This is a genomic window from Tenacibaculum amylolyticum (assembly GCF_964511145.1).
GTDB lineage: Bacteria > Bacteroidota > Bacteroidia > Flavobacteriales > Flavobacteriaceae > Polaribacter > Polaribacter amylolyticum.
In genome coordinates, this window is record NZ_CAZEFZ010000013.1 from 55,808 (window position 1) to 69,253 (window position 13,446).

The 13,446-nt window shown below is 28.5% G+C and carries 13 protein-coding genes; 2 read left to right on the top strand and 11 right to left on the bottom strand.

Features of this window, described 5'->3' with window-relative positions:
* Positions 1-70: 70 nt before the first annotated feature.
* Positions 71-1,516, top strand: coding sequence for a hypothetical protein (locus tag ACKTTC_RS06085; RefSeq protein WP_408038910.1), 1,446 nt, complete (start codon positions 71-73; stop codon positions 1,514-1,516).
* 28 nt (positions 1,517-1,544) lie between these two features.
* Here the strand turns inward: ACKTTC_RS06085 and ACKTTC_RS06090 are convergent, their stop codons facing one another.
* From ACKTTC_RS06090 to ACKTTC_RS06100, 3 genes are read right to left on the bottom strand one after another with little or no spacing between them, the layout of a single operon-like run.
* On the bottom strand, positions 1,545-2,237 hold the full coding sequence (locus tag ACKTTC_RS06090) for a TIGR04283 family arsenosugar biosynthesis glycosyltransferase (protein ID WP_408038911.1): 693 nt from the start codon (positions 2,235-2,237) through the stop codon (positions 1,545-1,547).
* A 55-nt stretch (positions 2,238-2,292) separates the two neighbouring features.
* On the bottom strand, positions 2,293-3,906 hold the full coding sequence (locus ACKTTC_RS06095; protein WP_408038912.1) for an NAD-dependent malic enzyme: 1,614 nt from the start codon (positions 3,904-3,906) through the stop codon (positions 2,293-2,295).
* A gap of 18 nt (positions 3,907-3,924) precedes the next feature.
* Complete coding sequence (locus ACKTTC_RS06100) at positions 3,925-4,620, bottom strand: NAD(P)H-hydrate epimerase (RefSeq protein WP_408038913.1); 696 nt, start codon at positions 4,618-4,620, stop codon at positions 3,925-3,927.
* Positions 4,621-4,848: 228 nt separating this feature from the next.
* Here ACKTTC_RS06100 and ACKTTC_RS06105 point away from each other — a divergent pair, with 228 nt between their 5' ends.
* Positions 4,849-5,334, top strand: a complete 486-nt coding sequence (locus tag ACKTTC_RS06105; RefSeq protein WP_408038914.1) for a phosphoglycerate mutase family protein — start codon at positions 4,849-4,851, stop codon at positions 5,332-5,334.
* Positions 5,335-5,385: 51 nt separating this feature from the next.
* On the opposite strand, the gene ACKTTC_RS06110 is transcribed toward ACKTTC_RS06105, so the two are convergent.
* The 8 genes from ACKTTC_RS06110 to ACKTTC_RS06145 are packed head-to-tail and all read right to left on the bottom strand — an operon-like array spanning position 5,386 to position 13,441.
* Positions 5,386-6,837, bottom strand: coding sequence for a DUF4407 domain-containing protein (locus tag ACKTTC_RS06110; protein WP_408038915.1), 1,452 nt, complete (start codon positions 6,835-6,837; stop codon positions 5,386-5,388).
* Positions 6,834-8,459 carry a hypothetical protein gene (locus tag ACKTTC_RS06115; protein ID WP_408038916.1) on the bottom strand — a complete coding sequence of 542 codons (1,626 nt, stop codon included), beginning with the start codon at positions 8,457-8,459 and terminating at the stop codon, positions 6,834-6,836. The genes ACKTTC_RS06110 and ACKTTC_RS06115 overlap by 4 nt, the downstream gene beginning before the upstream one ends.
* Positions 8,456-9,529: a protein kinase domain-containing protein gene (locus ACKTTC_RS06120; RefSeq protein ID WP_408038917.1), complete on the bottom strand. Its 1,074-nt coding sequence runs from the start codon at positions 9,527-9,529 to the stop codon at positions 8,456-8,458. Before ACKTTC_RS06120 ends, ACKTTC_RS06115 begins: the two co-directional genes overlap by 4 nt.
* On the bottom strand, positions 9,507-10,547 hold the full coding sequence (locus tag ACKTTC_RS06125) for a PP2C family serine/threonine-protein phosphatase (protein ID WP_408038918.1): 1,041 nt from the start codon (positions 10,545-10,547) through the stop codon (positions 9,507-9,509). The genes ACKTTC_RS06120 and ACKTTC_RS06125 overlap by 23 nt, the downstream gene beginning before the upstream one ends.
* A 1-nt stretch (position 10,548) precedes the next feature.
* Entirely contained in the window at positions 10,549-11,226 is a 678-nt protein-coding gene (locus tag ACKTTC_RS06130) for a vWA domain-containing protein (protein WP_408038919.1), read from the bottom strand.
* 37 nt (positions 11,227-11,263) lie between these two features.
* On the bottom strand, positions 11,264-12,031 hold the full coding sequence (locus ACKTTC_RS06135; RefSeq protein WP_408038920.1) for a hypothetical protein: 768 nt from the start codon (positions 12,029-12,031) through the stop codon (positions 11,264-11,266).
* A 5-nt stretch (positions 12,032-12,036) separates the two neighbouring features.
* Entirely contained in the window at positions 12,037-12,870 is an 834-nt protein-coding gene (locus ACKTTC_RS06140) for a hypothetical protein (protein WP_408038921.1), read from the bottom strand.
* A gap of 49 nt (positions 12,871-12,919) precedes the next feature.
* Positions 12,920-13,441 (bottom strand): TIR domain-containing protein, encoded by a 522-nt coding sequence (locus ACKTTC_RS06145; RefSeq protein WP_408038922.1) that lies wholly within the window; start codon positions 13,439-13,441, stop codon positions 12,920-12,922.
* Positions 13,442-13,446: the final 5 nt, after the last annotated feature.

Genomic DNA, 13,446 nt, shown 5'->3' on the forward strand with positions numbered 1-13,446 from the left:
ACCTCAAAGTTATTAGAATAAAAACTTATCTTTTAGTATAAAAAAACTGCCTTTGTGATTATTAAAAATTATGAGAAGTAACAAATTATTTGATTTGATAACTGCGTTATCTAAAACAGAAATCCATCAACTTAGCCAGCAATTTAAGCTAAACCACGAGCATAAGAGTAAATACGTAGAGTTGTTTGAACTTCTTATTAATCGTGATATTTCTTCCTTATCTAAAGAGGAGATTTTCACAAAACTTTATGATAATCCGTATACAGAAGAGAAAGATTATTTACTGCGTAATGTATATCGAAATTTAACTCGAAAAATAGAAGACTTCTTAATTGAAGAAAGTTTTCATGAGACTATTAATAACAATTTAAACATTCATAATTATTTCCTTTTAAAGTCTTTTGATCACTTAAAGTTATATCATCTTATAGAAAAAGATTATACAGAATCTGTAAACCACGCTTTGGCTGATGGTGATTACTTAATGGCTTCTTCTATTACAAGTTTACAGATAAACAATTATATGCATCATCTAACTCCAAAGGTTAGAAATTTTGAGAGCGCTGATAATTTATTATCGCTACAAATGGCATATTTGGGAGCTTTTTACCTAAATCACCAATACAAGAATGAAATTAAGAAAAAACAAATTTCTAATCTTATTAATACAGATTCAAAAAGTAATGAAGCTTATAATTACTTGAATGAAAATGATCAATTATATGAAGTATATCTAACTTATAAATACGAGTTATTTAGTAAGAATATAGACGATAATATTGCCCATTTAAAGAAATGTATTTCCCTTTTAAATGAACTTCCTGAAACTTTTAAAAATATAGAAGAAGAAAAACAGTTTTGTAATATTTCATTGGCTCATGAGTATGTATTAACAGATCAGTATGATAAAGCAAATACGATTTATGAAGAGCTTTTAAAAGTTGAAGATAGTATAGAAGCTTCTTTAAAAGCTACTTTAATATTTAATTATATTTCTAATTTAATTCGACAAGAAAATTACGATACCGCTTTAGAAAAGATACATTATTATGAAAGTGATATTGCTCATGTTTCAGATTCATTGCAATTAAAACTTAAGTTCTTAAAATTAATGTTATATGCTTTTTTAAAGGACGAAGCTTTGCTTTGTGAATTTATTCCTACGTGTAATAGTTTAATTGATTATGAGAAGTATATCTGTCGTTTTTTATACAGTATTGTTTCCTATTTACGTAACGATTATGAAGATGCTTATAGAGAGTGTTTAAATATGAAAAATAGTTTACGTTATAAAGGTCCTAAGTTTGATGTTCGAGATATTTTAGGTTTTTACTTACGCTTTTACAACCTTCATAAAAACAATATTGATAATTCAAATAATTTATACAAAGGACTGAAACGATTACAAAAGGATATGCATACTTACCATAATAATGCATTGCCTGAATTTAAAGAGTATTTACCTTTTTTATGGTTAGAAAAAGAAGTTAGACATGTACTAGATGTACAGCATTAAACTCTTTTATTTTTGGACTTCGTTTTACTTACTTGATTTTACGCGAATAATAATGAAATAATGTTTTAGGACTTGCTCCTAACCAATGTTTTATATGAATCATCAAGAAATTAAAATGAAGTTTCCATATACCATTTTCTATAAACCTTCTTTCTGAAGTAATTATATAATCTTTGATTATTTTAAAGTTATAAGATTTATAAACCCTATTAATGAACTCAATATCTTCATAGATAATGTAATTTTCATTAAATCCACCTAACTTATTAAAATCTTCTTTTTTAATAAATAATGATTGGTCTCCTCCTCGAAATAGTTGATAATTTAATCGTGTTGTCCATTGAGATATTTTCAACAAATAATGCTTAGGATTTTCAAACTTTAATCGGAAGCATCCAATATTATTATTTCGAATTTCATGTATTATTTTTTCGTCAAAATTACGAGGAGGAAAAGAGTCACCATGTAAAAAGTAGAGCAGCTCTCCTCTAGCCAGTTTAGCTCCATAATTTAATTGCTTTGCTCTTCCTTTTGCAGCAGTGTAATAAGTAACTTCTTTAAACTTAGACACAATATTAGGTGTTGTATCTGTACTACCTCCATCAACAACTATAATTTCTTTAATATTCTTTGTAGAAGAGTTATTTATAACTTGAAGTAATACTTTTTCAATATGTTCTTCTTCGTTATATACAGGAATTATGATCGAAATTTTTTTCACCTAAATACAAACCTCGTTTTACTATAATGATTTACATAAACATATTTTTCTTTTCCTAATACTTTGGATCAAACACTTTGCTTTCAATAAACTGTTGTAAATCTTTAGGCTTTTCTATTCCTGCTATATCTAACTCATATGCTTTCTCTGCTACAGCTATTGCTATAGATAAAGACAATGACCTAATTTCTGTTAATCTAGGATACAAAGCTCCTTCAGAAATATTTTTATCGGTTACCAATTTTGCTAGTGTTTTAGCTGCTACTAAAAACAATTCATCTGGAATAATTCTAGCTTGAATCGCTAATGCTCCTAAACCTAATCCTGGAAAAATATATGCGTTGTTTCCTTGTCCTGGATAAAATTCTTTTCCTTTGAATATTACTTTTCCAAACGGACTTCCACTGGAAAACACTGCTTTTCCTTCACTCCAAGTATAAGCTTGTTCTGCTGTACATTCTGCTTTAGAAGTTGGGTTTGACAATGCAAAAATTACTGGACGTTCATTTATACTCGTCATGTGCTCAATTACTTCCTGTGTAAAAGTTCCCGGAGAACCTGTTGCTCCTATTAACACATGTGGTTTAACTGCATCTATAGCACTTATAAAATCATGTTCTTCAAAATCATGTGCATATGGTAAGTTATGCTCTTTCAAACGTTCTCTTCCTGCCACAACTAATCCTTTAGAATCTACAAACCATAAATGTTTTCTTGCGTCTTCCTCGCTCAATCCTTCTTCCATAAATGCTGCTACCATTAAATCTGCAATTCCAGTAGCAGCAGATCCTGCTCCTAAAAACATAATCTTTAGTTCTGAAAATGGAATCTTAGTAATTCTACTAGAAGCATACACTCCAGCCAAAGCTACTGCTGCTGTTCCTTGAATATCATCATTAAAACATAAAACACGATCTCTATATTTATGTAATAATCCAAATGCATTGGGTGTTAAAAAGTCTTCGAATTGAATTAATGCTTTTGGATATTTATCTTGAATTGCCAGCACAAATTCTTCTACTAACTCCATATAAGCTTCTCCTTCTAATCTCTTTTTAGGATACCCTATATAAAATGAATCAGCTAGTAAATCTTCATTATTCGTTCCTACATCTAGCATTACAGGTAAAGCTTGATTAGGAGGAATACCTGCACAGGCAGTATATAAAGCTAATTTTCCAATTGGAATTCCCATTCCGTTTGCTCCTAAATCACCTAAACCTAAAATACGTTGTCCATCAGTAATTACAATAATTCGTACATCTTCCTCTGGCCAATTATCGAGATTCTTACGAATATTTCCTTTGTCTTCAGGAGTAATATAGAAACCTTTTGGCTGCCTAAAAATATGAGAAAACTCAGTACTTGCTTGCCCTACTGTTGGTGTATATATTAATGGCATTATTTCTTCTATATGCTGAATCGCTACTTTATAAAAAAGACGTTCGTCTCTATCTTGTAAAGCAGATAACAAAATATATTTTTCAATATCAAAAGCTTTGCGTCTGATACTTTCCATTACTCTTTCTACTTGGGTTTCTTGTTTTTCTACTGTGTATGGAAGTAAACCTTGTAAGCCTAATTCTTTACGTTCCTCTTTAGAAAAAGAAATAGATTTATTAATTGCTCTATTCTGAAGTACTTCAAAATTTCTTTTTTTATCTGCCATTGTTTTATTTTTCGGTTTTTAACTCCTGTCTATTTTTATAATTCTTCCAGTATGAAACGGTAATATTTCCACTCCAAATGTTTTATAAACGGTATGTGGAATTCCTAAATCTGCAACTAGTAATTCTACTTTATCAGGTAAATTGAATGTTATTTTTTTTGGTGCAGCCAGTGATAATATTGTATCTGCTTTAAAATATTTCACTTTGATATCTCCTAAAAAACCCGTTGGAATATCTAATGAAATTTGAAGACAGTCGCTTTCATTTGCCTTAATTATTCTCGTTTCTAATGCTTCTTTTAGAGGTAGTCTTTGAGAAAATCCTAAATAAGCGTCGATCCATACATCTGGATTTGATATGTTTTCTAAACTAACACCAAACTTCAATGCTCTTTTTAATTGTAATAAAGGTAATTCTCTTGTAATTTCTGTGAATGCATCTATGTATACTTTATAACCCCAAGAAGCTAATCTGCGTGCAGCGACTAAACCTCCTCCTCCATTATTCCCATTTCCTACACCTATTTTAATTGTCTTTGATAAATCAGTTTTACTAGTCACAACTGATGCTAAATGTAGCCCTGCATTTTCCATCATGAGTTCAATAGGTAATTCATATTGATTCACAGCATAATAATCCATGTCTCGAAAATCTGAAAGTTCTAAAGCTTTACCTTTATGGAGTTTTATTTCTGGGTATTTGATTTCTTGCATTTATAGTCTAAAATAGTTTCTCTTTTATTTTTTATGAATTACTAACTACAATCACATTTCATTAATAAATTCTTAAATAATGGTCGCTAAAACTTTAGTTTCTTACACTAAAACACATTTCTTCATATATAATTCCTGAAACAACTTGTAACTATATTTTAATAAATTATAGCTCTTAATAGATGTTAAAAAAGCATGAGTGTTCTACAAAAACTGTATTTTTATTCTATGAAAAAATTACTTTTATACATCTTCTTATTAGGATTACCAGCAAGTTTAATTGCTCAAAAATCATCTAGATACTTTTTTATTCGTCATGCTGAAAAAGTATTGAATGTTAAAAATCCAGACCTTACTCCAAAAGGTAAGGAAAGAGCACAAGAATGGGCTGATATGTTTCAGCATTATAAAATAGATAAGGTATTATCTACAGATTACAAGAGAACTATACAAACAGCACAACCTATTGCTACTAAAAATCGTGTAAGAGTAGAAAAATATAATCCACGTAAATTTGATGTTGCCAAATTTTTACAAGCTACAAAAGGGAAAAATGTAGTTATTGTAGGACATAGTAATTCTACTCCTACTTTGGTAAATTCATTTTTAAAGAAAAATAAATATCAGCAAATAGACGAAAAGATATATGGTAACTTGTATATTCTTACTATTAAAGATGGTGATATTAATGATCTTCTTTTAACTGTAAAATAATGTTTAGAATAACTATTCTCTCCATATTAAGACAGAGGGAATAGTTATTTTTTATATACTTTCTTTTATCTTTTCCATTTCTTCCTTTTCCCATACTTCCATCATTTTAGTTGCGATTCTATTTTGTCTTTCAAAATAATCTTCAAGGATTTTACTCTCTAAATTTTTCAATCCTTTTTCTTTTAAAATTTTTCTTTCTTCTATTTCAACTTCAATTTCACTATCCATTTCTGCTAATTTTAGCTCTTTTCTCTTTTCTAGTAGTTTTCTTTGTTTTTCTTCTTCTTCATAAATTGCCCAATCATATGCACCTACTGGTGTTGTAAATTTTGTTAATGTTGGCAGCAATTCTATTGTAAAAAACACTACTCTAATAAACCATATAAAGAACAAAATCCAAAAAGCTTCACTTTTCTTGTTTTCAGACGCTTCATCACCTACTATATGTAAGTTGTTAAGAGCTATCCATTGGCTAATAAAACCACTATTATCTTTTGTTAAAGTCTCATAATCTTCAACTTCTGTATTTACTTTTCCTTTATTCACAGATAATTCTTTTTGTTTTTTTAACGCTATACTATCTTTTTGTTTTTTATCTGCTTCTACTCCTCTGTAATAATCATTAAAAATTTGAAGTCTAATTTCTTCTAAACTGTCTCGCTTTATTCTAAGTTTATTACGTTGTAATGTTTCTTTACCATTTGTGTTTGTTAACACATAAATTTTCTTCCAGTTAGCATAATTATTATCTCTGTATTTTATTTGTTCTATTTTTTGTAAATCTCCAATTCTTACTCTTTGACCGTCATTATTAAATACTATTCTGTTTCTCCATTTTTTATGAAATTCCTTCCTTCTCTTTACTTGATTTTTGTAATATGTATCATACCTTTCATAAGTTATTCCTGCTCTTATAGCTTTTTCTTTTGAAGCTAAATAAGAAGGAGTTGAAGGCTCAAATGCATTTAACTTTGTCTGAAGATTCTTAATATCTTCCTCTATCTCTCTTTTTTCATCTGATAACTTTCCCAAATCATATATTCCTGCTAATGCTAGCTTTCTTTCTTCTATTTTTTTATCATCATCTTTTTTCATTTGTTCTTTTATTTCATCTTTAAAAATCCATAGTTCTAATGGTATAGAAATAAAAAAAGAGATTAATCCTGATAAAAATAGTCTGTACAAGAAAGGTTTAATTAGTTTTTGTTTTTTAAGTTTAGGATTTTTCTTTAGCGTTAGCACCATGTTCCTATCAATAGTAAAGACAAGCAAACTCCATAAACCTCCAAAGAAAAGTGCTAAACCCCATTTATATTCTGTTTTGGGTGCGAATTGTAATCCTGCTAAACACCCAGTTACAAAAGCAACCAATGTAGTTGTGAATATTGCTAAACCAACATTTGCATGTCTGTTTTGATCTGTTGGTGTTTTTTCTAGTATTTTAATATCTGATCCAGCTAATAACCAGAAAAAATATTGTATTGATTTTAATATTTTTTTCATTTTGAGAGCATTTTAAATGGTTTTAAAACTTTTTTAAAAAAGTATTTATCAGGATGCAATTTTAGTTTTGTATGACTAATATTCTTTCTATCTATCTCACTCAAAAAAAAGTAACTAACACTTTTTTTAATACCTTTTAATTTATACGCTATTCTTTGAAGAATTTTTAAATTACTTATTTCTACAGTTTCTTTACTTGGAAGTTTCTCTTTTAAATTCATATCAAAAACCTCTACAAAAGAAAGTTTAGGAGCAATTGGTAGTGTTATTAATTCTAATTTAGGAGTTGGAATTATTTTAATTTTTAGTGTGCTACTCCAAGTATCTATTGAATTAGAAGCTTCTAAACTATAGTAATTATCTTCTTTAGGGGAAATAGTTAATTTTCCTTTATTCGGTAGTTTTTCAAGTATCTTTTCATCGGAAATCAGTTTAACTGATGTAGCATTTTTAACTGACCATTTTATTGTAGTGTTTTGTCCTTCTATAAGGATTTTATCATCACAAGTAAAATCAATCTCTATAGGCTGACAAACTTCTATATGAATACTTTCTGAAATGATCGTTTCTATTTCACCAAGACTAATTATTTCTAAATATAAAATAGACGACTCATCTGGTCTTAACAGAAATTCTTTCTTCAAAGTCACATCAAAGACAGCTTCATTTGCATGTAACAGTATTTTTGAATAGTTTTCTATATTCCAATTTATTCTTACAATCTCTTTAGGAGAAATAGTATTTTTTGAAGCTCTAAAACTATCTATTTTTATTGCTGGATATACAGGTACATTTATGCTAATAGGTTCTTTTTTCCCTCCTATTAAATCTGATATGTATAAAGTACATTTTGTGTTTGTTTTTTCACTTACTGTCTTTATTGGTATTTTAAAATCATCTACCTTATATTCTACACTTGTATATGTCTTGTGAGGCGTTACCAAAGTTACTTCACTACAATGCACATAATTCCATTTTAAACTAATCTTTTCAGTATCTAGAAAATGTTCCTTTAATGGCTGCAATGGTAATTCTTCTAACACATTGTTAAAAGTTAAAATAGTTACTTCGCTTTCTAGAATATTTCCATATTCATCTTCTGCTATAAAACTTATTTTTTTATCATAAAGAACATTTTTTACTATAAAGTGTTTTGTGAATTCATCTTCATTAAAAACAATTTTTTCACTTTCATCTACAATTGTAAGTTTTTTAGTTTTTGGTCTAGTTTTAAAAGGCACTTTAACATCAGTTCCTTTTATACTTTTTATTGTCTTATTTTCTAAAATAACTCCAAAAGAAGGTAAAATAGGAATTTCAAAATCGGTTTCACCCTTTTCTAAATCTATTAGATCTATCTTTTTAACTAATTGAGTATTGTTATTTGAAATCTCAAGATTAATGAAGTCTATATCTAAAGGAATTGTTTTTTCTCCTTCTATACTTAATTCTTCATTATTCAGTTTGAATAAATTACAGTTTTTAAAATTCCAACTAAAAAAAAGTCCTTTTCTACTTTTAAAAAAATAAAGAACTCCTGTTGGGCGAGGTGTATCACAAATTTCACAAACTGATACCTCTGTCGGATTCCAATGTTCATCTGAATTACATTGCCAGCTCATTTTTTGGTTTTGTTACTGATTAGTTTTCCTTTTAACCCTCCTCCTTTATAAGCTATCTCTGTCTTTTCTTCTTTTTTAGTTTTTTTAATATTTGCTGAAATTTTCAATGCTTTTTTAGAAGAAATTACTGATTCTGGTCTACTAGTTTTATAAACTTCTTTTTTTCTTGCAGATGGTCTTTTAGCTGATGCTTGTAATTCTTTTAATTTATTAAAAACGACATTAATGTCTGGACGGTCTTCTGTAGATCGTGAAAGCATTTCTTGAATCAAACTATTAAACTTTTCATTCGAACTGCTTTCAATTATCGATAAATTATCATCTAATACAGCTTCCCAACAATATTTATATTTGGTATCAAAGTTTGGTATTTTAGCTGTATGAAATAAATGAAATATTAGTCCTAATGAAAAAATATCAGATTTAACCGTGAGTGAATCTCTTCTACAGGCAGTCCCTTCCATTACATATTCTGCTAATTCTGGAGAATAATATACCTGATCTCCAACTACTTCTTCTGAATTTTCTGGAGGTTTTTCAGAAAAATAAGCATTATCAAAATCTATTAGTTTTGTTGTAAAAATATTTTTCTTTGTTTTTTTAATTAAAATATTGTCTGGTTTTATATCTCCGTGTACAAGGTTTATACTATGTAATATGGATATACTTTTAGTTATTGTTATAAAAATTATTAGTTTTTCCTGCCAAGGGAGTTTGGATAGCTCTTCTACACTTATCGTTGAAACATTAATATTTTCATACACTTTATAATAAGTGGTACCACTTCTAAAAAAATCTAAAGGATAAATTAAGTTGCCTCCTCGGCCACATTTTTCGTTAAGTATTTCTACAATAGGAACATGATGTTCTTCAAAAGCTTTACAGCGTTTTTGTTTCCTTACCTTAGTTTCTTCACTACCACGTGATTCTGGAGTTGGGTATTTGGGTTTGAAAAATTCTTTGATAAAGAACTCTTCTCCATCTCTTATGCCCGTACTATATTTTGATTGTCCTGATGTTTCAAAATCTTTTTGAATGATATATCCATTAATGTTCTCCCCTTTCAACATAACTTTCTACTTTTTTATAATATTCTTTTTTATATTCTTTCCATACTTGCAATAACTTTTCTTTCTTTTTTTGCTTACTCTTTATAATTTCTTTTTGATAATGTTCTATTGTATTTTCAAGTTTCTTTTCTTCTACTTCTATATGATCTATATCTATTAAAAGATTCTGTAGCAAATCACATCTATCTTGGTAATATTTTTTAATTGAATCGAAATTTTTAAATTCAATAGTTTCTAATGCCATAGAAAAATCATCTCCAGAAATTTCGTGCAACTCTTTTTCTATGTTTAATTTCCATTCATCTACGCTATTAGAAGCAGATAATGTTTTAAGTAACATAAGTTCAAAATGCATTGGTGATTTATAAAACTGAAAACATCCATCAGTTGCAGAAAAAAACACATTCTTTTTTTCGATTTCAAACGTTGTATGATTCAATTTAAAATCATCTTCTAACTTTATAAAGTTTGACAATGGAGAATCGTTATATATATTTTCTAACGGATCGTTATCTATTCTGAGATCATCTTTACTTAATTGTAGTAATCCATTTTTAGTTAATGTAAAATTCCTAGAATCTCCTGCCCATATAGATGTTACTTCAACTTTTTCATCTCTTTTAAACAATAATAAAATAGCGAGTGTGGTTGGAAAGCTACTTATTAATTTACTTTTGAGTAATGTTTTTTCTTCCTTATACAAATTACTAATTTCATGTAATTGTTCCTTTATAAGCTTTTTTAGCTTATCTATATCAAATTCAAAACTTTCCTCATTAAATACATTTAAGAAATATTCTGTTACAGTCTTTGAAACAGTCGTAGCTGCTATGGCTGCTCCACTCTTCTTTGAATTATTATTTGTATAAAGTTTGGAACCTGCTCCCCCCATACCATCACAAACACCAATAACTGATATATCTTGTTTTGACAAGCAAAGAGGATGAGCATCTTCTCCTTTACTTTTTATTTTTTCTCCCCAAACCTTTAGGAAAAAGTCATTATTTAAGCTTTCCATTTTAAACACTATTAGAAATTGCATTTAAGATTTGCTCATAACTTACTTCATCTAATCCAGTTCCAGCTCTTGATGGAAAATGCATTGTGCTTTCCCAATCGTTACTTAGATCTGACCATGGATATGAATCTGGTGCATATATTAATAACCGTTTTGCCGAAGCATTCATAGGTGTTTTCTGTCCATCCCATAAATCATATAATTCATCCATATTTTCTGGAATATCACTAGGGTAATTAGATGGTTTAGAACCTGTATTCTTTTCTAGAGAATGAGCAGATGCATCTGTCCAAACAATAACAATTTCTCTTCTTCTATCTCCATCTTTTCCCCAATTACTTTTTATTGCTAATGATAATGCTTCAAGGCCATTTTCAGGTTCGTCTCCTCCTCCCATAGGTTCTAAATTATTTATGAATTCAGAAAAAACATGCTCTTGATCTGGTAAAGTCACAAAATCTAATGTTTCCATTGCCATATCTCCATCGTAATAATAATCTCGAAAAGCAAGCACTCTAATTCTTAATTGAGAAATCTCTTTCCCCTTCTCATCTAATGCATTTAATAAATCTGAATGAAATTTCAATGCATTCTCTTTTACCGTATTTAAAATTCCAGACATACTTGCTGTGCAATCTATACACATTACTAAATCTACATTATATTTTAATCCCTGCATGTTTTAAAGTTTTATGGTTAGTTAGTTAATTTATTTTCTATGATTTTTTACTATCTAGCATTGCTTCTACTGAAGCAATTGCTTTATCTGATCTACTATGACTTAGTTTCCCTTTTAATCCATAGTTAAGAATACTATAATCTGGAAGTTGAATTTTAACTGCTGTTCCCCCTTTGGTTGTTAAAACAAATTGTTCTGATTGATTTATTTGAATTACTCCATTAATTACATTGTTTCTAAGATTTGGCATATATTTTAAAGCTTTTTCATTTAATTCTCCTTCCTTAATACTAAATGCATGCGATTGAGTTTCTATAGCTACTATATCTTGGTAGTAATATTTAGAGCTACATATATTTAATGGGTTTCCTGTAAATAAATCTAAAGCACATTGGTAAATACATAGTTTATTCTCTGTAAAAAAAATTAGATTGGTTCCTATTGGAGAATATCTTAAAACATCATCTTTCCCTTTTTTCATTCCAAGTTTAGCACCTCCAATATTCCAGTATTTTGGACTTATTATAGACTCGTTATCTCTTACAAGTTCTGATTCATCTAACCTTAATTTTTCTAATGCAACTTTTCTTAATTCTCTTAAACTTTTATTTCGATAATAATCAAATTGTTTATCATCTATTTTTTGTTGCCACTTGTAAATCGTAATACCAGAAATAATAAATCCTATAATCCCTATTCCATATACTCCTATAAAAGGTATACTTATTAGTATTGTCCAGATTGTCCAAGTAGGAAATCTTTTAAAATATTCTTTAATTTTTCTTCGTTCTTCTAGTGTAATCATGTTTATTAAAATGGTTTTCTAAGCCCATGTTTATTAAAAAACTTTTCATTTAAAAACTTCGCAAATAATACATAAGTGGTTTCTTCAGGGGCTAATTCTATTGCTCTTTTCAACCAATCTATTGGCTGTAAGATTTCTTTGTATTTGATTCTATTGATTCCTTTTTGCTCAATAGTTATTCTACTTAACCAATAAAAACCTTTGTGAAAAGTTGGGTTAATTGTTACTACCTGAGTAAAATTTTCTATAGATTTTTGAAGATTATAGTTAGATTGATCCAAATGGTAGTAACATATTCCTAAGTAAAAATGAATATTTTCTTTATTGATTTTCTTGAACTTATTCAATCTTTTAATTGTATCAATTAATTCTCCTTTAGATGCTTTTTTAATTTTTGAAAAACTTTTATCAAAAAGTAAATCTATCTTTTCTTCAATTCGCTCTTTAATAATACTAGCTATAGATTTAGGGTCAGTTTTTTCCCAACATATATGGGTTAACCCTTTCAAGGAAGTTGGTAATTCAACTTCTCCATACAATACTGGTATTAAACAATCTGGTTCGTTTAGTAATCTTTTTTGTATTTCTTTAAATTCTATTAAAGTGTATTTTTTTAAGAAATATTCTTCAGAAAAGATTGCTACTACGACCACACCTTCATTTTGGTATATATTTTTTAAGTTCTCTATTAAATTCTTGCCTAAGCTCTCCTCTTCTTTGTATGGATAATAAAAAGGAACCATGTCTAGTAGCTCTAATGCTAAACTTATATTCATTGCGATTTCTTTTTGTGCTTCTGTAAAAGAAATTACTATGTCATACTTCCTTTTTAAAATCATATTATTTTGCTTTAATTCTTACGGTTTATCCATGTCAATATTCTTACATCTAACCACAAGTATTTTCTCTCATTTGAGGTAAATTATTCACCCTCTCATTTGCATGCGATTTTCTTCTATAAAAAGTATCGTTAATAATTTCCATCATCTCACTTTCATTGGTAGTCCAATTATGGATTTTTGCATATCCAGTTTTAACATTAGTAAGTAGTCTTTCAGGAATGTTATAATCATTGTAAAATGGTCTTTTATAATCTGGATGTTCAGGTAATAATATTCCTACCAATCCCGAGTATAAATTCCCAACTTTATAATTTAAAGCTCCAGAAATTTCCCAGTCGACATGTTTTCTACATTTTGTTTTAGGCCCTACTAAAACAACTAATACAGTTGTTTCTTTAAGGTACTCTTTCTGAATCAATTGTTTAGTATAATCATCACTATTATTACTATTAATATCTCCTGGTTTGACTGATTTATTTACGATAATATCTTTAAAAAGCTTCTCAAATAATTCTTTATAATAAGCATCTTCGTGGTAGTGACTGATGAATGTTTTTCTTTTTGTCATTTTAT